20 protein-coding genes are annotated in these 20,194 nt (G+C 58.3%); 13 read left to right on the top strand and 7 right to left on the bottom strand.

The genetic code is table 11. The features are described from left to right. The first annotated feature begins 1 nt into the window (after nt 1). Together ABD903_RS03090 and ABD903_RS03085 are read left to right on the top strand one after the other, a co-directional pair. Nucleotides 2-1,162: a DUF4249 domain-containing protein gene (locus tag ABD903_RS03090; protein WP_345221300.1), complete on the top strand. Its 1,161-nt coding sequence runs from the start codon at nt 2-4 to the stop codon at nt 1,160-1,162. Between the two features lie 7 nt (nt 1,163-1,169). Then, nucleotides 1,170-3,629: a hypothetical protein gene (locus ABD903_RS03085; RefSeq protein ID WP_345221298.1), complete on the top strand. Its 2,460-nt coding sequence runs from the start codon at nt 1,170-1,172 to the stop codon at nt 3,627-3,629. Between the two features lie 142 nt (nt 3,630-3,771). Here the strand turns inward: ABD903_RS03085 and ABD903_RS03080 are convergent, their stop codons facing one another. Together ABD903_RS03080 and ABD903_RS03075 are read right to left on the bottom strand one after the other, a co-directional pair. After that, nucleotides 3,772-3,948, bottom strand: coding sequence for a hypothetical protein (locus ABD903_RS03080; RefSeq protein WP_345221297.1), 177 nt, complete (start codon nt 3,946-3,948; stop codon nt 3,772-3,774). Between the two features lie 206 nt (nt 3,949-4,154). After that, nucleotides 4,155-4,871: a 3-ketoacyl-ACP reductase gene (locus ABD903_RS03075; protein WP_345221295.1), complete on the bottom strand. Its 717-nt coding sequence runs from the start codon at nt 4,869-4,871 to the stop codon at nt 4,155-4,157. Between the two features lie 273 nt (nt 4,872-5,144). Between ABD903_RS03075 and ABD903_RS03070 the strand changes: the two genes are divergently transcribed. The 5 genes from ABD903_RS03070 (at nt 5,145) to ABD903_RS03050 (ending at nt 11,772) form a co-directional block, all read left to right on the top strand. Further along, nucleotides 5,145-6,422, top strand: coding sequence for a tol-pal system protein YbgF (locus tag ABD903_RS03070; RefSeq protein WP_345221293.1), 1,278 nt, complete (start codon nt 5,145-5,147; stop codon nt 6,420-6,422). A gap of 800 nt (nt 6,423-7,222) precedes the next feature. Continuing rightward, nucleotides 7,223-8,527: a T9SS type A sorting domain-containing protein gene (locus tag ABD903_RS03065; protein WP_345221292.1), complete on the top strand. Its 1,305-nt coding sequence runs from the start codon at nt 7,223-7,225 to the stop codon at nt 8,525-8,527. A 171-nt stretch (nt 8,528-8,698) separates the two neighbouring features. Next, on the top strand, nt 8,699-10,513 hold the full coding sequence (locus ABD903_RS03060; RefSeq protein ID WP_345221290.1) for a DUF885 domain-containing protein: 1,815 nt from the start codon (nt 8,699-8,701) through the stop codon (nt 10,511-10,513). A gap of 235 nt (nt 10,514-10,748) precedes the next feature. Next, a complete protein-coding gene (locus tag ABD903_RS03055; protein WP_345221288.1) occupies nt 10,749-10,994 on the top strand; it encodes a hypothetical protein in 246 nt (81 codons plus the stop codon). 142 nt (nt 10,995-11,136) lie between these two features. Next, nucleotides 11,137-11,772: a flavin reductase family protein gene (locus tag ABD903_RS03050; RefSeq protein ID WP_345221286.1), complete on the top strand. Its 636-nt coding sequence runs from the start codon at nt 11,137-11,139 to the stop codon at nt 11,770-11,772. A 73-nt stretch (nt 11,773-11,845) separates the two neighbouring features. On the opposite strand, the gene ABD903_RS03045 is transcribed toward ABD903_RS03050, so the two are convergent. Then, on the bottom strand, nt 11,846-12,385 hold the full coding sequence (locus ABD903_RS03045) for a hypothetical protein (protein WP_345221284.1): 540 nt from the start codon (nt 12,383-12,385) through the stop codon (nt 11,846-11,848). Between the two features lie 191 nt (nt 12,386-12,576). Between ABD903_RS03045 and ABD903_RS03040 the strand changes: the two genes are divergently transcribed. Continuing rightward, the gene (locus ABD903_RS03040; protein ID WP_345221282.1) at nt 12,577-13,335 is read left to right on the top strand and encodes a Dph6-related ATP pyrophosphatase; all 759 of its coding nucleotides are present in this window, start codon (nt 12,577-12,579) and stop codon (nt 13,333-13,335) included. Nucleotides 13,336-13,444: 109 nt separating this feature from the next. Here the strand turns inward: ABD903_RS03040 and ABD903_RS03035 are convergent, their stop codons facing one another. Both ABD903_RS03035 and ABD903_RS03030 read right to left on the bottom strand, forming a co-directional pair. Further along, a complete protein-coding gene (locus ABD903_RS03035) occupies nt 13,445-14,554 on the bottom strand; it encodes an MBL fold metallo-hydrolase (protein ID WP_345221280.1) in 1,110 nt (369 codons plus the stop codon). A gap of 50 nt (nt 14,555-14,604) precedes the next feature. Beyond that, on the bottom strand, nt 14,605-16,143 hold the full coding sequence (locus ABD903_RS03030) for an HTTM domain-containing protein (protein ID WP_345221279.1): 1,539 nt from the start codon (nt 16,141-16,143) through the stop codon (nt 14,605-14,607). An 81-nt stretch (nt 16,144-16,224) separates the two neighbouring features. On the opposite strand from ABD903_RS03030, the gene ABD903_RS03025 reads away from it, so the two are divergent. Continuing rightward, the gene (locus ABD903_RS03025; RefSeq protein ID WP_345221277.1) at nt 16,225-16,611 is read left to right on the top strand and encodes a hypothetical protein; all 387 of its coding nucleotides are present in this window, start codon (nt 16,225-16,227) and stop codon (nt 16,609-16,611) included. A 24-nt stretch (nt 16,612-16,635) separates the two neighbouring features. Beyond that, nucleotides 16,636-16,836: a hypothetical protein gene (locus ABD903_RS03020; protein ID WP_345221275.1), complete on the top strand. Its 201-nt coding sequence runs from the start codon at nt 16,636-16,638 to the stop codon at nt 16,834-16,836. Between the two features lie 146 nt (nt 16,837-16,982). Here the strand turns inward: ABD903_RS03020 and ABD903_RS03015 are convergent, their stop codons facing one another. Continuing rightward, nucleotides 16,983-17,327, bottom strand: coding sequence for a hypothetical protein (locus ABD903_RS03015; protein ID WP_345221274.1), 345 nt, complete (start codon nt 17,325-17,327; stop codon nt 16,983-16,985). Nucleotides 17,328-17,566: 239 nt separating this feature from the next. Between ABD903_RS03015 and ABD903_RS03010 the strand changes: the two genes are divergently transcribed. After that, a complete protein-coding gene (locus tag ABD903_RS03010; protein WP_345221272.1) occupies nt 17,567-17,977 on the top strand; it encodes a thiol-disulfide oxidoreductase DCC family protein in 411 nt (136 codons plus the stop codon). Between the two features lie 161 nt (nt 17,978-18,138). Here ABD903_RS03010 and ABD903_RS03005 read toward each other — a convergent pair whose 3' ends face one another. Further along, nucleotides 18,139-18,612 (bottom strand): MarR family winged helix-turn-helix transcriptional regulator, encoded by a 474-nt coding sequence (locus ABD903_RS03005; RefSeq protein WP_345221270.1) that lies wholly within the window; start codon nt 18,610-18,612, stop codon nt 18,139-18,141. A 139-nt stretch (nt 18,613-18,751) separates the two neighbouring features. Here ABD903_RS03005 and ABD903_RS03000 point away from each other — a divergent pair, with 139 nt between their 5' ends. Both ABD903_RS03000 and ABD903_RS02995 read left to right on the top strand, forming a co-directional pair. After that, complete coding sequence (locus tag ABD903_RS03000; protein WP_345221268.1) at nt 18,752-19,750, top strand: zinc-binding dehydrogenase; 999 nt, start codon at nt 18,752-18,754, stop codon at nt 19,748-19,750. 207 nt (nt 19,751-19,957) lie between these two features. After that, a complete protein-coding gene (locus tag ABD903_RS02995) occupies nt 19,958-20,194 on the top strand; it encodes a hypothetical protein (RefSeq protein WP_345221267.1) in 237 nt (78 codons plus the stop codon).

Raw genomic sequence — 20,194 nt, 5'->3', positions numbered from 1 at the left:
TATGAACTGCAAGCAATACTTCTTGATCTGGAGCAAAGCGCTGGCGTGGATGCTGATGCTGGTGCTGAGCGGCTGCATTGAGCCGTTTGAACCGGAGGTAGAGGAGGCTGCCACGGACTTGCTGGTGGTCGACGGCTTCATCAACAGTCAGGGCGTGAGCAAGATTCGGCTCAGCCGGACGCTCGGCCTGCGCACGCAAGGGGCACCGCCTGTTGAGGCAGGCGCGCGCTTGCATATCGAGCAGGAGGGTGGGGTGCGATACCCGCTGACCGAAGGCATGTCCGGCATCTACGAATCGGCCGCGTTGCGCCTGAACGCGGACCGGCGCTACCGGCTGCACATGGTCACGCGTGCGGGCCGTATCTACGCCTCAGAATACGTGCCCGTCAAAACCACGCCCGAGATAGAGGCCTTGACTTGGAGGCGCAACGAACAGGGCCTGGAAATCAACATCAGTTCCCGCGACGCGAGCAACCAAACCCGCTATTACCGCTGGAGCGCCGATGAGACATGGGAGTTTACCTCGGCATACTTCTCGCAGTGGGAGTACGTAAATGGCCAGGTGCGGCGGCGGCGCGACAACATCTGGCGGTGCTGGCGCACACAGAGCAACGCTAGTATTCGGCTGACTAACACCACCCGCCTGGCCGAGGACGTGGTGTCCAATTTCACGCTCCTAGAATTGCCTTTCAACTCAATCAAGCTACGCTACCGCTACAGCATCTTGGTACGTCAGTACGCGCAGACGCCCGAAGAGTACGCTTACTGGGAACAGCTGCGCAATTCGACCGAAAATCTGGGCACGCTCTTCGACCCGCTACCTGCTCAGGTGCAAGGCAATATCCGCTGCCTTTCCGAGCCGGGCGCAGTAGCGTTGGGCTTCGTCGGAGCCCACTCAGTAACCGAGAAACGCCTCTTTATTGCCAAGCCCGAGCTTGGCCTGGACTTCCGCCCCGAGGACACTGAATACACAAATTGCACCACTGACACCATTATGGCGAATGGTGCCGGGGGCTTTTCCGGCCTAGCATCGGGCTACATCCCGGTTGATGTTCTACAGGCTACAGATGGAAGCCCCGTTTTTGCTATTGCCGGAACGCCCATATGCGTGGATTGCCGCCTGCGCGGCACCAACGTACGCCCGCTATTCTGGCCTTTTTAGCATCGGCATGAAAATCAATCAACAGGTAGCCTCGGCACTGTCGGGTTCGGGCAGCTGGAAGTTGCGAGGTTGCTGGATTGCTGCGCTCGTGGCTCTGGGGGCTGTTTCGCCCGCTCAGGCCCAGGAACCGGCTGCGCCTGGCATTCACAAGGCATTTGAACAATACGCCAAGCGTGACGTTCACGAAAAGCTGTTTATGCACATAGACCGCAGCCAGTACGTAAGCGGCGACCAACTGTGGTTTAAACTGTACGCCGCCATAGGAACGCGCCACAAGCCGATACCACTGAGCAAAGTGGCCTACGTAGAATTGCTCGACGGCAAACAAACCCCGGTGCTGCAGGCTAAAATTGAGCTTCGGAATGCCATGGGGTACGGTTCTCTTCAGTTGCCGGCTACGTTGCCCTCGGGCAAGTACACACTGCGGGCCTACACGAACTGGATGAAGAACTTCGGCCCCGAATATTACTACCACAGCAGCGTGGCGGTGGTCAACACGTTCGCGGCAACCCTACCCGCAGCACCCGCCGATTCGGCGGCAGTCGATGTGCAGTTCTTTCCTGAAGGCGGGAACCTGGTGCGGGGGCTTCCGGCTACGGTAGCATTCAAAATAACCGGCAAAGATGGCCGCGGGCTGCCTGCTGAAGGAACTTTGCTGGACGCGCAAGGACAAGTAGTGGCGCGGTTCAAAACGCTAAGGTTTGGTATGGGCCGGTTTACTTTCACGCCTACAACAGTAGGTAACGGCTACACGGCTGTTGTGAAGCTGCCCAACCAAGAAACGCTTACCCGCCGTGCGCCGGCAGTGTACGAGCATGGGTACGTGCTAAGCGCAGATCAGCCCAACCCTTCGGAGTTGCGCTTGACTATCGCCGCTAATACGTCTGACGCAACCAACGAGGAAGTGTACGTGCTGGGGCACGCCGGGCAACAAGTTGTAGTGGCCAAAAGCATACAACTGGCTGAAGGACGGGGGCAACTAGTGCTACAGCGCACCAGCTTGCCGGAGGGAATTTTGCATTTCACGCTTTTCAATGGGCAGCAGCGGCCCGTGTGTGAACGGCTATACTTCCGGCGGCCTCAAAATCAGCTGGTAATTACCGCTGCGACTGACAAAGCGCGGTACAGCACCCGTGAGAAGGTAAGACTGAACGTGAGTGCCGCCGGTATGCTTGGCCCGGCTGCTCCTGCCCACCTCTCCGTGGCGGTGTACCGATTGGACTCGCTGGACGCTGCTTCGCCACCCGACATCGGCAGCTACCTCTGGCTTACTTCCGACTTGCGAGGCTTAGTCGAAAACCCCAGCTACTACCTGCAAAGCGAAGACGAGCAAACCCGCGAAGCTGCCGACAACCTCATGCTTACGCAAGGTTGGCGCCGGTTCAGTTGGGAAAAGATCCTGGCCAACGTTGCCCCGCCAATGCACGTGGCGGAACTGAACGGTCATCTTATTCAGGGCCGGGTGCTGAAAGACTCGGGCGTGCCTGCGGCAGGCATAGCTGCGTTTTTGGCTTCGCCTGGCCGGGCGGTGAATTTGTATAGCGCCGTCAGCAAGCCCGATGGAACTATTGGGTTTGAAACCCGAAATTTTTACGGTCCCAAGCAAATCGTGCTGCAAACCAATACCCGACGCGACAGCACGTATCGCTTCGATATCATTAACCCTTTCTCAACCGAGTACGCCCGGCCATGGCCTGGAGCGTGGCAGATGACCGAACAATACCGACCGGATCTGACGCAACGCCATTTGCGCATGCAAATCCAGAACGCCTACCTCCGGCCGCAGCGAGGCATATCGCCGTCTTCCGCCACTGAGAGCACCGCTTTCTTCGGCCAGCCTAACGAACGGTACCGACTCGATGATTTCACGAGGTTCAAGGTGATGGAAGAAGTAATGCGCGAGTACGTACCCGGTGTGCAGGTTCGCATCCGGAAAGATGGGTTTCATTTTATGGTAGCCGACCCAGTTAACCGGGCGTTTTTCAACGATGACCCGATAGTGCTGATCGACGGCGTACCTTTTTTCGATACCAATGTGGTGATGAAAACCGATCCGCTGAAAGTGCAGAGACTGGAGGTATTAACGGGCCGATACCTGCATCACGGCCTGATGTTCAACGGGCTCGTTAGCTACGTCTCCTACCAAGGCGACATGGCCGGCCAAGTACCCGACCCACGGGCTTTGATGCAGGCGTATGAGGGCTTACAACAAGAACGAGAGTTCTATGCCCCGCGCTACGAGACGGAGCAGCAAATGCAAAGCCGCCTGCCAGACTTGCGGCAACTGCTCTACTGGAATCCGGCAGTAATAACTGCTGCCAGTACAACTCAGCAAGTGGATTTTTACACGAGTGACGAGGCCGGTAAATACGTGGTTTTGATTCAGGGACTAGCCAATACGGGCCTATCCGGTAATTGCCGTTTTACGTTTGAGGTAACCCAGTCTGCCGTTGCCCAGGGCCGATAACAAAAAAAGCCCGGCCATGAGGCCGGGCTTTGAAGAACTAGCGTGTTGCCGGGTGGGCGGCCGCCTGTTATGGCTTGCATAGTAAGTGGGTTGGTAACCCGGGAACCTGTTTTGCTACCTGGCTAATATCAACTAGCAGGAGTTAGCACCAGCGGCCGGCCGCAAAGGCGGGCTGGCTGCGTTCGGGAGCCGGGGCTTCCTCGCCGTGGCCGGGCTGGTGGGCCTTGCGCGGGCGAGGCGAGCGAAGTGGGTCGTTGGGCCGGGCCGGGGGCAAGCCCTGCGGTGCGGCAGTAATGGGTTGAGGGATGTTTTTGGTCATGGAAAAGAGGGATAGAGCGTAGTACCCGCGCCGCAAAAGCCGCGGGCTGGGTCGTATACGGAACCGTTGAGGTTAGGTATACACGTTCAGCCCTGAAAATGAGGCGCGCAACTACTGAATTTGCTCCGTATTTATCGGCACTGCTTCCGGTCTACTACCTTCATTACTGCTGAGCCTGCAGCCCTACCCAACTCCTTGGCCAGGAACTAGGGGTTCGTGCTCCACAAACCGGCTTCCTTCAGAAACACGCGGCGGTTAAGCTTCAGCTGGGCAATAATCAGTTCGGCCAGATCCTCGGGCTGCATTACTTTCTCGGGGTTGCCGTCGGTGAGCTTCAGCTCGGCGGCTAAGGGCGTGGCCACGGTGCTGGGCGTAAGCGCCGACACGCGAATGTTGTGCTTGCGCACTTCCTGCATCAACGACTCGGTGAGTCCCAGCACGGCAAACTTCGAGGCGCTGTAGGCGCTGGTAACGGCCGCCCCGGTTTTACCTGCCGTGGAGCTAATGTTGATGATGTCGCCGGTTTGCCGCTCTATCATGCCGGGCAGTACGGCCCGCGTGGCGTAGTACGTGCCCATCAGGTTCACCCGAATGATGTTTTCCCAGACGGCGGGCTCCAACTCCAGAAACTTACCGAACGCGGCGGTGCCGGCGTTGTTGATAAGAATATCAATGGGGCCAAGCTGCTGCCGCACCTGCTCCACGGCGTCAGTAACGGCCGACATATCGGCCACGTCGGCCGTAACCACGGCGGCTTTCACGCCCAGGGCTGTTACCGCGGCGGCTACTTCGCGCAGCTGCTCTTCGGTGCGGGCCAGCAGGCCCACGTGTACGCCTTCGGCCGCCAGAGCTAGGGCTACAGCGCGGCCAATGCCTTTTCCGGCCCCGGTTACTAGGGCCACTTTGTTGGTTAGATCTTGCATGAGTAAGAGGAAAGAAGAAGTAGTAAACGCATACGGCCGGTGGACGCAAGCCGCCGTACCGGAAATTTCGGGCAGCGGCCGGTGCTGACGGTAGAGCACACGTTGCCGCGCAGAATGCCGTTAAACCCGTGGTACAAGCCTATTGTTGCTTTGGGCAAAACGGCCGCCGTGAAAATCTGAACCTCTATGTTTAAGGTTATTGTTCAATCGGTTCTAACCCGTTGGCAACAAACCAGTGACAAACAGCGTCTTGTTTCTCTAGCTGAACGATACATGATCTGCCACTTGCGCTACCTTTTGCTGTTCCTGTGGGGAATTTCCCTGAGCCTGATCTTTCCGGGCCGGGCCTACGCCCAACAGCCCGATACCACCCGGAAGGCGGCGCCCATTCGTAACATTCAGCTCGATAACGTAGACGTAGCCCCCCAGGCCGCCGATACCAAGGGCTGGCTGTTGCTCGACAAGGACATTCAGTTGGAGCTCGACGGAGCGGTGCAGAACCTTTACAACTTCAAGTACGACAAGGCCGAAAAGCAATTTCGGTCCCTGAAGCGGCGCTACCCCAACCACCCCATGCCTTACTTTTTGCTGGGCCTGAGCCAGTGGTGGAAAATCATGCCCAGCAACATCAACAGTCGGCAGTACGACAAAGTCTTCTTTGCCTACATGGACTCGGCCATTACCAAAGGCGAGGCCCAGTACCGCCTCGATAACCGCAACTACGAGGCCTGTTTTTTCCTTTCGGCCGCCTACGGGTTCGACGCCCGCCTGCACGCCGAGCGTAAAGACTGGCGCAAGGCCACCGTCAGCAGCAAACGGGCGCTGGCTTACCTCGAGAAAAGCCAGGAAGCCAACGGCCTCAGCCCCGAGTTCCTTTTCGGGCAGGCCCTCATGAACTACTACGCGCCCTGGATCAGCGACAATTACCCGTTGCTGCGCCCCGTGCTGCTGTTCTTTCCCAGGGGTAACCGCGAACTGGGCCTGAAGCAGCTCAAAAGCGTGGCCGACAACGGGTTTTACACCGGCAATGAGGCAAGGGTGTTCCTGATGAAAATTTACATGAACACCGAGGAAAAGCCGGCCGAGGCCCTGCCCATGGCGCAATACCTCGCTAACCGCTACCCCGATAATGGCTTCTTCCAGCGCTTTTACGCCCTGGTTTCCTACAACCTCGGCAACTTCAACGAGTGCGAGCGGGTAAGCCGCGAAATCCTCGACAAGCTCAACCGCGGGTACCCCGGCTACGAAAGCATCAGCGGTAAATACGCCACGTACTTTCTCGGCTCGCTCATGCACCGTAAGTACGAAGACCTGGCCCGCGCCAAAGAGTATTACCAGCGCAGCATCGTGTTTGCCGAAGCCACCGGCGAAACCAGCACCGGTTTCTACCTCTACGCTCACCTGAACCTGGCCCGCATAGCCGACAAGGAGAAAGACCCGGCAACGGCGGCGCGTTATTATGCCGTGGTGGAAGACAAGTGGGAAGACCGCAAAGCCATTGAATACCGGGAAGCCAAGGTTTACTTGAAAGACCACAAGAAGAAATCCTGAGCTAAGAGTTGGTAACCGGTGCTTGCCCCGAAGCTCACATGGCTGTTTACCGCGTTTGGAGCAGCTAACTATCAGCTTGTGACACATCGTGCGCACCGGTGGTAACCAGCCACGGGTTGGTGCTGTGCCCGCAGGTGCCGACTGGACCCACCGCGCAACAGTGGAGCGGCCCGTAGCTGCGTATCCGTAGCGAAATGAACCAGTTCAACCTGCAAGGGCAGTAAGGCTGGAGTTGGTCTGGCGAAACAGGGCTGGAGTGTGGGCGGGCAGCGGGCCCGCGGCTGCAGACTTGGTATCAGCCTGGCCACTCGGTATTGAGGCCGAAAGTGATGAGCTAACCGGCGTGGTTACGCGCTGGTAAAAGCTGGTTCAAGTGCTAAAACAGGAGTAGCGGTGCGTAGCCAGAACCTCCGTTGAGCAGCCAATTTGGAAGGTGTTTTAAGCCTCAAGCGGGTGCATTTATTGCGTTTTCGCAGGAAAGTTGCACCACCAGTACAGACTTCACCACAGCACCAGCAAGGGAATGAAGTACCCTTCGAGAAAAAAAATGCAGCGGCCTAGAAAGAAAATAATGGCGAATATATGGCTAAAGCCACTTGTTATAGTTCAATTTAATACTGTTTTTAAACGACACTGATCGAGTTTGGACTTCAGCTAGTGAAGAAAGTCAAATAATATAATAATTATATACATAAATATAAGCTATTCGGTTTTAAGGCCGAATGGCTCGTCCGCAATTTATAAGTAATCGTAAGAAAAGCCAGCATTTGCATTAAATGTTTTTCCAAACGACTACTTCCATGAAAACCACGCTACTTTCTTTCGTCCTAATTTTCGTATTCGGTTTCTGCGGCATGTCTTCGGTACAGGCCCAGGCCACCTACACCTCCAAGCCTGGGGGCGGTAACTGGAGCGACCCAAACACGTGGGTGGTTACCGGCAACCATGGCGGCTTCATGACACCCACCAACCGCGTGCAGCGCAACGGACAGGACGACAACAACAGCATCGTAGTTATTGCCTCGGCCGTGCGCCTCGACCGTAACTACTCCGTAGCCGGCAACCAGGGCCGGTTGGTTATCAACGCCGGCGCTTCGCTGGTGGAAGATCAAGCAGGCCGCGCGCTGGCCTTCGGTCAGCAGCAAGGTGCCGATGAGGTGCGCCTCGAAGTAAACGGTCTTTTGCAGGTAACCACTGCCAGCTTTTACAAAGCCGATGTGGACGTAGCCAGCAGCGGCGTGCTGCGCACGGCTTGTAACCTTTCGTTGGCCAACCAGTCGAACATTGAGGTGGAAGCTGGCGCCGTGGTAGACGTGGATGGCAACTTGGTGGTGCGCCAGGGCAACCCCAGCCTCATTGGTACGGGTACGCTCAGCATCAGTGGTTGCGTGCTCACCCAGGGCAACGGTTCGTTGAACGGCTTGTTTGGCCCCGGCCTGCGGGTGTGCGTAGAAGGTAACCCCGTTTCTAACTGCTCGACCGACCCCGAAGATAGCCGCCTGGAGTGCAACACCCGCGTTCAGGAAGCCATTACGGTAAACGGCTGCCGCGCCCCGCTGCCCGTGGAGCTGATCAGCTTTACCGCTCGTTACGCCGACCAGCAGGTGCTGCTGAACTGGGCTACCGCGCAGGAGAAAAACTCGGCCTCGTTTAACGTAGAGCGTTCGGCCGATGGCAAAGCCTTCGAAACCATTTCCACGGTAGAAGCCGCTGGTGAATCGAGCAGCCGCCGTAACTACACCTTTGCCGACCGTCGCCCGGTAGGGGGCACCAGCTACTACCGCCTCAAGCAGATCGACCGCGACGGTACCTTTACCCACTCGGCTGTATTAGCGGTGCAGGCCGGCCGCATCACCAGCAACGAACTGCAGGCCTACGGCCGTAACGGGCAGCTGAACGTGGAAATGCAGGCCAGCGCCCCGTGCAAAGCCCTGCGGGTAATGGACAGCATGGGCCGCGTGCTTTACACCGAAAACATTAACGAAGACAACACCGGCTCCTTTGTTCGTCAGATTCCGCTGCAGCGCACCGGTAACGGCGTGTACATTGTGCAGGCCATTACCACCGAAGGTACCGTGAGCCGCAAGTTCATGATGCTTGAATAACCGAAGCGTTTGGCGCCAAACGCCTTGCAAAAGCCCGCCCGATACCCATCGGGCGGGCTTTTTTGTGCCGCGCCGCACAGGCATGCAGCTTTCGGAACAATAGCATTGTTCTTCCACGCTTAAACCTGCTAGTTTTAGCGGCACAGCAACGCCCTTACTCTTTCCCGTTCCATGAAAAAACGAACCCTCGCGGCCGGTGCGCTGGCTGCGACTCTGCTGGTGAGCTGCTCGCAGTCTGCCCAAACCGAAGCGAATTCCGACGCGAAAACCAGTGCCACCGCCGAAGCCGCCCCGGCCCAAAACCTGTCGGGCGTGTTTGAGGCGTATTGGGAAGAAAACAGCAAGCTATTCCCGCTGGAAGCCACCGCCCAGGGCGACAACCGCTACAACGACCAACTGCCCAACGACCAAACCCAGGCTTTCCGCCAGGGCCTGCAGCAGTACTACCAGAAGTACCTGGATCAGCTTCAGCGTTTCGACCGCTCAACGCTTTCCGACAACGACAAGATTAGCTACGACATCTTTCAGTACGACTTGCAAAGCAAGCTGGAAGGCCTGAAGCTGAACACGTGGATGATACCCTACCAGCAGTTCTGGGGCCTGCCCATCAGCATGGGCCAATACGGCTCGGGCGAGGGTATTCAGCCCTTTAAAACTGCCGAGGATTACGACAACTGGCTGGGCCGGGTACGCGGCTTTTCGGTGTGGGCCGATACGGCCATCAGCAACATGCGCCGCGGCATGCGCGCTGGGGTGGTGCTGCCTCGTCCGCTGGTCCAGAAAATGATTCCCCAGATGAACGACTTGGTGGTGACGGACCCCACGAAGAGCTTGTTCTATGGCCCCATCAACAAGTTTCCGGCGGGCATGGCCGAGGCCGATAAGAAACGCCTGACGGAAGCCTACAAAACGGCCATCATGAACGAACTGGTGCCCACGTACCGCCGCCTGGGCCAGTTCCTGCAAACCGAGTATCTGCCGAAAGCGCGCCCTAGTACCGGCATTGCCGCTGTACCCGGCGGCCCAGAAATTTACCGCTACTACGTAAAGAGCTGGACCACCACCGACAAAACCCCCGACGAGATTTACCAAACCGGCCTGGCCGAGGTGAAGCGCATTCGCACCGAAATGGAGCGCGTGAAGAACTCCGTAGGCTTTAAAGGTGACTTGAACGCGTTTTTCACCTACTTGAAGAACGACAAGAAGTTCATGCCCTACAAAACACCCGAGCAGGTGTTGAGCGCGTTCCGGGCTATTCAAACGAAGATTGATCCGAACCTGAAGAAGATGTTCGGGCGCACACCCAAAACGCCGTTCGAGATTCGCCAGACCGAGGCGTTCCGGGCCGCTTCCGCGTCGGCCGAATACAACCAGGGCAGCCCCGACGGCTCGCGCCCGGGCATTTTCTACGTGCCCATTCTCGACGCCAAAACGTTTAACACCACCTCGGGCATGGAGTCGCTGTTCCTGCACGAAGCCATTCCCGGCCACCATTACCAAATTTCGCTGCAGCAGGAAAACGAGAGCCTGCCCAAGTTCCGCCGGTTTGCGTGGTACGGCGCCATGGGCGAAGGATGGGCTTTGTATACCGAAAGCCTGGGCAAGGAGCTCGGCCTTTACACCGACCCCTACCAGTACATGGGTGCCCTCGGCGACGAGATTCACCGCGCCATTCGTTTGGTGGTGGATACCGGCATGCACTCCCGCAACATGACCCGCGAACAAGCCATCAAGTACATGATGGATAACGAGGCCATCAGCGAGCAGGGCGCCACGGCTGAAATTGAGCGGTACATGGCCATACCCGGCCAGGCATTGTCGTACAAAACCGGCGCTCTGAAAATTCAGGAGCTACGCCGCAAGTACGAGCAACAACTGGGCACCAAGTTTAACATCAGCAACTTTCACGACGAGCTGCTGAAAGACGGGGTAATGCCGCTGGCCGTGCTGGAGCGTAAAATGGACGCCTGGGCCGCCAAACAGTAGTAACTACGTAGCACGGAAAAGCCTTTCGGAAAGCCAGCTTATGGCCGCCCGAAAGGCTTTTTTGCGTATCCGGAATTAAAAACACGGATCTATACTGATGGCCTGTGAATAAGAGCGTGGTTGGATTTCCTGAAATATTTCCAAGACGTGCGAATTCGCTGGGTAAAGTGGAGTCGAAATCTTGCGGGTTAAACACCGTATTTATACTGTAGAACAACGGTAAAGCCGGAATATCATGAAGGAAGTAAGGGTGAGAATGATGTCTTTTCTGGGGACACTAGTGGCTGATCCAGATGTAGATGCACGGGAAAACTACTGGCAACTAATAGGCGAAAGTGGAAAAGCCATTGATGCGAATGAGAATTTCGATGGAAGGGTACTGGTGTTGTTTGAGCGCAGCTTAGATGATTACGGATTAGAAAACCATAATCCTGTCAAGAACTCTCTATGGATTCGACTTTCTGATTTGTTGATTGATTAAGAGGGCGTTGAGAGATTAAAGCGCGGTTAGCCTTTGGGGTTACAGCCAAGGCGCTTCACGCCCAATACCGTGCGCAGCATTGATTTCCAACTGAACAAAACAGCGGCTTCCCGGTCCCTGTACCGTTATTTAACCTCACGCCATGCGCCACATTACTGCCGCCGATATCAAGGCCTTCGATAAGCTGTTTCGCCTAAACCTGGTAAACGGGCTGCCGGGCTATAAACCAGCCAACCTCATTGGTACTGCTGCCCCGGATGGGGCCACCAACCTGGCCATTTTCAGCTCGGTGTTGCACCTCGGCTCCGACCCAGCCCTGCTGGGCATGGTTACCCGGCCCACCACCGTGCCGCGCCACACTTACGAAAACATCCGGGCCACGGGCTGCTTCACCATCAACCACGTGCCGGCCAGTTTGGTAGGTGAGGCCCACTACACCTCGGCTAACTTTGCCCGAGAAGAGTCGGAGTTTGCGCAGTGCGGTTTTACTGCCAGCTACCGCCATAATTTTCCGGCGCCCTACGTAGCCGAAAGCCCCATTAGTATTGGCCTGCGTTTGGTGGACGAACTGCCCATTGAGCGCAATGGCACCGTGCTGCTCATCGGCGAAGTGGCCCACGTGTACCTTCCCGAAGCGGCTCTGAACCCCGATGGCACCCTGAACCTGCCGGCTACCGATGCCGCCTGCATTTCCGGCCTCGATGCCTACCACCGCGTGACGCCGCTGGCGGAGTTTGCCTACGCCCGCGCCGGGCAGGGGCCCCAGCCGAAGAGCTAAAGGCTCGGGCTACGACCCAAAAAAAGCTCCGGCCGTGGGGGCCGGAGCTGGTAGAACGAGCCGCCGGTAGCGGTTAGTCGGTCTGGTTTTGGTTGTTGTTCTGGTTGTTTTGCGTGCCTTGGCCCGGGCCATTCATGGTGCCGCGCTGGGCGTTGTTGGTTGTGGTTTCGCGCGGTACGTTGTTAAGCGTACCACGGCCGCTAGTGGTTTGGCCGGGGCCCTGGGCTTTGCCGCTGCCGGCGGTGGTGCCGTCGCCGGAGGTAATGGCTTGGGCACCGGCGGTGGTATTCTCCCGAGTCAGGCTGCGGCCACTGGTGGTGGAAGTGCCGTCGGTGGTGCCGGTTTCGGTGTATTTGGAGGTATTTGGGTCGCCGCCGGGCTGCGAGCTAACGGCTTCGGCAGTAGAGCGCGCCCCCGAAGTGGTGCCTACGGGCTCGTACGCCTCGTCGCCGCCGGAAATACTGTCGCGGTCGGTGTCGGTGCGGTTGGCGCGGGGGGCCTCGGCAAAAGAGTCGTCGTTAATCGTGTCGAGGCCGGGGCTTGCGTTACGGTCGCAGGCAATGAGGGGAAGCAGCAGCACGGCCGTCCACAGCGCGCGGGTAGATCGGGACATAATAAAAACAGTGTTTGGGTGCGTGATGGTAGAAGCGTGAGGGGTATACGCGTTTCGGGCGGTTTATGGCTGAAGCCGAATCAAGCATACTTACCCAGCAGCAGCTAACGGTTACTCCACGATGCGGTAGGAAGCTCAAGTTCTTTGCCTGCGCAGGAGCATATTTGCGGTGTACTTCTTCGTTATTCCCGTTGAAAAACGCCGTTCAGCATTGGAGCGGAGGCAAAGATTCTGCCCTCTGCCTGTACCACGCCCGCCGCAACCCTCAGCTGCGGGTTACGCATCTGCTCACCACTCTCAACGAGCATTACCAGCGCGTGGCCATGCACGGCGTGCGGCCCGAGCTGCTGCACGCCCAGGCCGCACGCATTGGGCTGCCCTTGCAGCCGCTTTGGCTGCCCGAAATGCCCTCGATGGCGGAATACGAGCAGCGCATGGCGGCCTCGCTACACTCCTTGCAGCAGCAAGCCGACGTAACGGTGTCGGTTTTTGGCGACCTGCACCTACAGGACCTGCGCGCTTACCGCGAGCAGCAACTCACCCAACAGGGGCTGGAAGCCGCGTTTCCTATTTGGCACAAACCCGCCGCAGAACTGCTGGCCGAATTCTTCGACCTCGGGTTTCGGGCCGTGGTGGTGTGCACCAACGAGCAGCACCTCGACGCCAGTTTTTGCGGCCGCGAGCTGGACCGCGACTTCCTGCGGGACTTGCCGCCGGGAGTTGACGCCTGCGGCGAAAACGGCGAGTACCACAGCTTTGTGTACGACGCACCGTATTTCAGCCGGCCCATTCCGGTAGTGCGCAGCGAAAAGGTGCGCCGCGTGTACCAGCCCGCCGGCAACGCCACCTCCACCGATAAGGACGACTGTTACCGCTCCCAGCCCGATCCTTTCGCAGCCGGCTTTTGGTACTGCGACCTGCTGCTCGGTCCCGATGCCGACCCAGTCTAATGCCGGCAGAGTAACTTTATAAGCTTGCGAGGAAATTTAAAAAGACAAGCCGGGCACTGCTCACCTAGCTTCAGGTGAGCAGTGCCCGGCTTGTAGGCTTAAGCTGCCGTTACAGCGTTGTGTCAGAACTATACCGCGGGTTGGTGTCGGGTACGAACGGGTCGTCTACGGCGTGCTGACTGCTGGCCATCGAGTTCTGATTGCGCTGCTGCAAATGGCGGTAGCGGGCCTTGGTGCCATTCGAGCGGCTACGGCGCTGCGTGTATACCACAGCAGCGGCTAGGCCCACGGCGGCCGTGGCCGCCCCAATCAGCCATGGGTTGGTGGCATCGAAAACGGGTGGTGGCACAGTTACTACACCTTCTTCGTTTGCTACGGCGGGCTGCGGCACGTAGCGACCGTGCGCGGGAACCGCCAGCTCATCGAAGTGCCGGGCAAGTTCATCAAGCTCTTTTTCTAGGGCTGCACCGCGCATGGGAATGCCGTGCCCGGTAGCTGCCACCGCCGGTTTCAGGCCAGCCAAAAGCTCCACCGAGCGGCGCGCCTGGTGCCAGTCGCAGGTGAAATACTTGGGCGGCCCGTGCACCTCCTGTTCCTGCTCCCACACGGCCATGGCCGACTCCTGCTTCACCGTGCAAAACGCGTCGCCAACAATCAGCAGTCGGTCTTGCTCGCGGAAAAACGATACGTGACCGGGCGTGTGACCGGGCGTGTGCAACCAGCGCCAGCCCGGCAAATCGGGCACCGAGCCGTCGGCGGGCAGCACCTGTACTCGGTTGCCGAGGTTATAGGGACTTTTGGGGTACAAAAACGACAAAGCTGCCATGGCTCCGCCGCCCACAGTGGGGTCGGGTGGGGGGTAGGAGGAGCGACCGGTGAGGTAAGGCATTTCCAGGGGGTGTGCGTACACGGGCACATCCCAGGATTCGGCCAAAGTTTCCAGGGCGCCGGCGTGGTCAAAGTGGCCGTGCGTCATCAGAATGGAGGCCGGCGGGAAATTGGCCCCGAAGAGAGTTTCAGCCGTGTGCCGGATTTTACCGGCTGCACCCGGTAGCCCGGCATCGATAAGCACCCAGGAGCCGCTGTTGGGTTGCTGACGTACGAAATACAGGTTCACAAACACGTTGCGCAGGCCCCACACGCCGGGTGCCACAAACTGCAGCTCGGGGGTAGAGGCGCGGGTGGGGCGCGGCGTGAGAAGGTTGGTTTTGTCGGTCATAGCAGGAAAGGGGGTTGAGGAGCGAAAATCAGGAGAATAGGTGTTCGAGCTTATGGTTCGCAGCCGCATAGCACCTGCCGGGTAGGACCTTCCACCTGGTAGTTGGGCAGAGAAACTTCTTTCATGTAGACCACATCGAGGTGGCGCAGGGGTTTGTGGCTGGGGTCTTTTTCCCAAATGCGCCGCATGTAATTACAGTAGTACGGCCGCATCCATTCATTGTCGATAAACAGGTAGTTCTCGGAGTACTTGCGCCACCGGTCGTTCTTGTGCAGGGCCATTACCGAGGCCGGTTTGGCATAAGTAACCGGCCGGCCGCCGCGGTAAAGGTCCACGAGGCGGCCGTCGTTGGTGCGGCCCTCCAGAATGTACCAACCGTCGTCTTTGAATACGGCCGGCGCAAACATGCCCCAGTGTTGATCGGTGCGAAACAGGTAACCAAACCAGCGTAGCGGCTGGTGCATGGTGTAGCGCGGCGTCACAATGCCGTCGAGGTTCCACCACACGGTATAGGCCAGCAACACCAGCAGCACGGTGTTGCGCAGGACCGGTAGCAGGCGAAATTGCGGGTGCGCCGGAATGCGCGGATGCCACTGCACTTGCATTTGCACCTGCAGCGGTACCAGCCAGCCCGGCAGCCGCTGCCCCCATTCCCGCAGGTACGCCGCCACGCGCCGCACCCCCGGTCCAAACTTTGTGCCCAGCCAGTTCATAGCCGGTGTAGGCAGCAGGCCCACCAGCGCAGCGAAGCTGATCAGAAAAAACAAGCCTACAAACAGCGTAAGACTGATGCCGATGTGGAAACCGAACATCACCACCACGAATACCAGCCGGAAAAAGTTAGTAGCTACCGGAATAAACAGCAGCACCGGCAGCAGCAGCTCGGTGTAGTACGTGAGGTGGGTGAGCCAGCGCATCAGTTCGTAATGCGGGTACAGCAGGCGGCCGACCGGCATTAGCACTTGGTCGAGGCTGAGAGCATAGTAAATAGCCGTGCCTTCGGTGGTCCATTCCGGAGCGTTTTTCAGGAAGGCGGTGCACACGTACACCAGTGCAATTTGCACCACAAACGCAACCGTGGCCACGCTAAAATGGCTGTATTGCCGCAGCGCCGGTTGTCCCTGGGCATCAGCTGACCAGACCCGGCCCCACGGTAAAAAAATGCCCCAGAACAGCAGCATGCGCAGTAAATCGTCGCCGCCCTGGGCAATCATGGGGTTGCGGTTTTGCAACGACACCAGCATGAGCCACGAGCCTACGGTCATCCAGCGGGTGCGCCAGCCCAGCAGCAGCCCTACGGCCAGCGCGGCCGCCAACAGAAACAGCAGCGCCTGAATTTCCCATATTCCACTGCTGGTGTGCAGTGAGAATTGGTATGGATTCCAGGCCCGCTCAAACAGCACGTGCAGCGGCAGTACTCCCAGGTTGGTGTAGTGAGCCTCGAGGTCGGTGCTGCGAATGGCTAAATCGGTCAGCAAAATGACGGCTACAGCCATGCGCAACAGCGCCATGGCCCGTACATCCAGCACAAACGGCCGCCGCAGCACCGCTGCTAGCTGCGTAAGCACCTGGATGCCGGATGAATGCACAGAAAGGGCAACCTCCGATGCTGGAGGTTGCCCTTGTGGCTGTACAAATGGCTGAAACGGAGCCGCCACAGTCGTTAGCGTGTGGTGGTACCGCCTGTAGTGCCGCTGGTGGTACCGCCGGTAGTGGTACCGCTGGTGGTGGTGCCACGCGTAGTGCTACCCGTGGTGCTGGTGGTTCTGGAGCCCGTAGTTGAGCCCGAGGTAGTACCCGATCCGCTGGTGCTGCCCATGGTAGTGCCCGACGTAGTGCCGGAAGTAGTACCGCTGGTGCTGCCCGAAGTGCTGCCCATGGTAGTCGACCCCGACGTAGTGCCCATGGTGCTCGAGCCGCTGGTAGTGCCGGAAGTCGTTCCTGTGGTGGTCGAACCCGAAGTGCTCGTGCCCGACGTTGTGCCCGTGGTTGTAGAGCCCGAAGTGGTACCGTACGATGTAGTAGAGCCGGCCGTAGAGCCGCTGGTGGTACCATAGCCCGAAGTAGTACCCGAAGTGCTCATGCCCGAAGTTGAGCCCGAGGTGCTGTTCATGTCCGACGACGAAGACGTGGTGCCCGAGGTTGAGCCCGAGGTAGTGGCTCCCGAAGAAGCCTCCCGGTTACAGGCCGAAAGAACCAATGCGGCGCTCAAGGCAGCAACGGAGAAAAACGACAGCGGGGCAAAAGGGTGCTTTTTCATAGCTGGAAAGGTGAATGGTTGAGGGTAGAAAGGGGCGGTGGAGCAAGGAAATCCAAAAAACGCTTATACGCTGATGAGCAGGTTGAAGCGGCATTTTTGATCAAAAAGGGTCGCCACGTAGGTGGCGGCCCTTTGGGTTGTATTTCTATTGCCAGAGGCGTTCGGCGGCTACCGACTGCCGGTGGTACCGCCAGTGGTTGCTTCGTTGGTGGTGGCGCCGCCAACCCCGGAAGTAGTGCCCGTCGAGCCCGTGGTGCCGTTGGTCGATGCACCAGCCGTGGTTCCTGCACCACTCGTGCCCATGCCACTGCCGGTTCCACTGCCGCTGCTCATTGTGTCACTCGCCATGCCGGTGCTGCCGTCCGTCGCTGCGGCGTTGTCATTGCCCACCGAGTTGGTGCCATCGGAACCCATGCCGGAAACATCATTAGAGTTGCCGCTGCCTCCGCAGGCGCCCAGGGCCAGCAGGGCACAAAACGCGCTCGACAAGCCTATCATTCGTGTGTACTTCATATACAGGGTGCTTTGGTTGTAGGATCGGAGCTTTAGCCCGACCGTTTTATACGCGCTTGGTTAATTTTGTGCCACGGTATTAATCAATGTTTTTTACTGAATATAGTGCGTGGAATACGTAGTGGAGGTTCTTATAACGCACAGAATCACCCGCAAAAGGCGTGTTTTGCCCGGCAATCTGCCCAAAACCTAACCGCGCGGTGCCGGTTTCGTATGGGTCGGCTACTCCTGTTTATGCCATGACCCCAGTCCCCTCCATCATCCTCTTCGACGGCGTGTGCAACCTTTGCCACGGGCTGGTGCAGTTCATTATTGAGCGTGACCCGACCGGCCGTTTTAAGTTTGCCTCCTTGCAATCGGAAGCTGGTCAGCGGCTAGCTCCTAGCGGCATTAATCCCGATCCGGCCAATCCCGATTCCGTGGTGCTGGTGGAGAACGGCCAGGTGTACACGCATTCCACGGCCATTTTGCGCATTATGCGGCACCTACCCGGCCTGTGGAGCTGGCTGGCCGCCGGCATGGTATTGCCCCGTTTCTTGCGCGATGCCGCCTACCGCTTCGTGGCCCGTAACCGCTACCGCTGGTTCGGCAAGCAGGAGAGTTGCTGGATGCCCACTCCCGATCTTAAAGCCCGTTTTCTGGATCAATAAAAAACCAGGGCTGCGTTAAGTTTTGCACAAGCCAGGAGGAACGCAGCTAAGGCTAAAGCCCCAGCGGTTTTCAAGCGCCCCAAGTGGCCATTCGCTCCGAAGAAGGAGCCTAAGATTAAGAGAGGCTGACCCCGGGCACGTGCTGCACCGGTGTGAAAATGCTACTCGTTGGCCTGATTAGCGTCAGCCGTACGCGGCAACAAAGCGCGCCACGTCTGCACCAGCTTGCCGGCGTCGGCCCCGAAGAAGTTCTGATCGAATTCCTCCACGGCCCAGGCGGCACGTACCACGGCCTTTAGGCCTACCGGAGTGAGGGTGAGGCTACGGGCGCGGGCGTCCTGCTCGTGGGCCGGGCGCATGAGCATTCCCTTCTCTTCCAGGGCCCGTACAGTTTTGCTGGTGGTCATTTTATCGGTGCGGGCGTGCTGGGCCACTGCCGCTTGGGTAACGGCACCCTCGTTTTGACTGAGGCGCTGCACCGCCGCCAGTAGCAGAAATTGTGTGGGCGAAAGGTTCAGCGGCGTTAGCACGGTGGCAAGCTGGCGGTGCCAATGGGCAGTGGCTTGGGCCAATAAAAAACCCGGGTTTTCATCGGGACCTTCGAAGGTGAATAGCGGATCAGCTGGGAGTGGCATCGGATTTTTACTAGGTTGCGCTACGGTGCCAAATGGCGGCCGCAAAATCGTAAACGTGCTTTTGGTAAATGGGTTTACTGTATGTGTGTTTACTAATGAAAAAAATCGTAATGGCCGCCCACAGCGGCTTTTTGTGTTTATGAAAGCACTTGTTCTCGATGGCATTGACCAGCCCCTGCAGTTGCGCGACGTGCCCACACCTCAGCCGCAAGCAGGGGAGGTGTTGATTAAATTGCAGGCAGCCGCGCTCAACCACCGCGACGTCTGGATTCAAAAAGGGCAGTACGCCGGCCTGCGTTTCCCCATCACCCTGGGCTCCGACGGTGCCGGTACCGTGGCTGCGGTAGGTGAAGGCGTAGAAAACCGTTGGCAAAACCAGCCCGTTCTCATCGACCCCGGTTTCGACTGGGGCAATAATCCCAAAGCCCAGGGCCGTGCTTTCAATATTTTGGGCCTGCCCCGCGACGGTACCTTCGCCGAGTACGTGTGCGTGCCCGCCGCAAACGTGCACGCTTATCCTGGTCACCTAAGTCCGGCACAGGCTGCGGCTCTCCCGTTGGGCGGCGTAACGGCCTACCGGGCGCTGTTTACCCGCGGAGGCCTGCAGGCCGGCGAGAAAGTGCTTATTAGCGGCATTGGCGGCGGGGTAGCTCTGCTGGCCATGCAGCTGGCTCTGGCCGCGGGCGCCGAGGTGTGGGTTACCTCCGGCACGCCCGACAAAATAGAGCGGGCCCAGCAATTGGGTGCGCGGGGCGGCATCAGCTACCGGCAGGAAAAATGGGGTACTGAGCTAGCCAAGCAGGTAGGCGGCGGATTCGACGTCATTATCGACAGCGCCGCTGGGCCTGGTGTGGCGCAGCTGGTGGAAGCAGCGGCTCCTGGTGGGCGCATTGTGTTTTACGGCGGTACTGCCGGCGCCATGACCAATGTTCCGCCAGCCCGGGTTTTCTGGAAGCAGCTCAGCCTGCTGGGTTCCACCATGGGTACTGCCCAAGACTTCACCGAACTGCTGGCCCTGGTAGAGCGTACCCGTATGCTGCCCGTTATCGATTCGGTTCTGCCCCTGGCAGAAGGAGAGCAAGCCATGCGCCGCATGGATAATGGGGAGCAGTTCGGTAAGCTCGTACTCGAGATATAAGCCTAGTGGAGAAGATTTGCCGGCCAAAAAAAGCAGTAAATAGCAAGCCACTGTCTGCTGCTTTTGAGGCTGAAAATCAACGAGTTAAATTCATTGTAAGTAGTTGATTTTCAGTGGTTTTATTTTGTGTTTTAGGTAGCGAAAATGGAATGCGGGCATGTGGTTTTCTGTTCTACATCAGAACGACAACATCAACGACTGCAACCGATGAAAACTCCCGCTGAATACCTCAACGTACCGGTTCTTTACCTGACGTATCCGACGGGCGAAGAGGCCGAGCAAGTGCCCGTGGTGACCTATGATGACGCCCTGCACGCCGTGGAATCGGCTTTGGCCGACGCTGAGAAATATAAGTACCTGCTCATGCGCGCCCTGCGCCGCTCCATGCCCGAAGGTGTTTCCGAGGCCGAAATCCGGCCCTTTTACTCCGGCATGGCGGCTTAG

Source organism: Hymenobacter koreensis, assembly GCF_039541855.1.
Taxonomy (GTDB): Bacteria; Bacteroidota; Bacteroidia; order Cytophagales; family Hymenobacteraceae; genus Solirubrum; species Solirubrum koreensis.
This window is presented reverse-complemented; position numbering and strand designations above follow the sequence as displayed.

Coding starts and splice junctions, on each gene's coding strand:
- ABD903_RS03090 (WP_345221300.1), top strand. CDS start 2: ATGAACTGCAAGCAATACTTCTTGATCTGGAGCAAAGCGCTGGCGTGG.
- ABD903_RS03085 (WP_345221298.1), top strand. CDS start 1,170: ATGAAAATCAATCAACAGGTAGCCTCGGCACTGTCGGGTTCGGGCAGC.
- ABD903_RS03080 (WP_345221297.1), bottom strand. CDS start 3,948: ATGACCAAAAACATCCCTCAACCCATTACTGCCGCACCGCAGGGCTTG.
- ABD903_RS03075 (WP_345221295.1), bottom strand. CDS start 4,871: ATGCAAGATCTAACCAACAAAGTGGCCCTAGTAACCGGGGCCGGAAAA.
- ABD903_RS03070 (WP_345221293.1), top strand. CDS start 5,145: ATGATCTGCCACTTGCGCTACCTTTTGCTGTTCCTGTGGGGAATTTCC.
- ABD903_RS03065 (WP_345221292.1), top strand. CDS start 7,223: ATGAAAACCACGCTACTTTCTTTCGTCCTAATTTTCGTATTCGGTTTC.
- ABD903_RS03060 (WP_345221290.1), top strand. CDS start 8,699: ATGAAAAAACGAACCCTCGCGGCCGGTGCGCTGGCTGCGACTCTGCTG.
- ABD903_RS03055 (WP_345221288.1), top strand. CDS start 10,749: ATGAAGGAAGTAAGGGTGAGAATGATGTCTTTTCTGGGGACACTAGTG.
- ABD903_RS03050 (WP_345221286.1), top strand. CDS start 11,137: ATGCGCCACATTACTGCCGCCGATATCAAGGCCTTCGATAAGCTGTTT.
- ABD903_RS03045 (WP_345221284.1), bottom strand. CDS start 12,385: ATGTCCCGATCTACCCGCGCGCTGTGGACGGCCGTGCTGCTGCTTCCC.
- ABD903_RS03035 (WP_345221280.1), bottom strand. CDS start 14,554: ATGACCGACAAAACCAACCTTCTCACGCCGCGCCCCACCCGCGCCTCT.
- ABD903_RS03020 (WP_345221275.1), top strand. CDS start 16,636: ATGCCCGAAGTTGAGCCCGAGGTGCTGTTCATGTCCGACGACGAAGAC.
- ABD903_RS03015 (WP_345221274.1), bottom strand. CDS start 17,327: ATGAAGTACACACGAATGATAGGCTTGTCGAGCGCGTTTTGTGCCCTG.
- ABD903_RS03010 (WP_345221272.1), top strand. CDS start 17,567: ATGACCCCAGTCCCCTCCATCATCCTCTTCGACGGCGTGTGCAACCTT.
- ABD903_RS03005 (WP_345221270.1), bottom strand. CDS start 18,612: ATGCCACTCCCAGCTGATCCGCTATTCACCTTCGAAGGTCCCGATGAA.
- ABD903_RS03000 (WP_345221268.1), top strand. CDS start 18,752: ATGAAAGCACTTGTTCTCGATGGCATTGACCAGCCCCTGCAGTTGCGC.
- ABD903_RS02995 (WP_345221267.1), top strand. CDS start 19,958: ATGAAAACTCCCGCTGAATACCTCAACGTACCGGTTCTTTACCTGACG.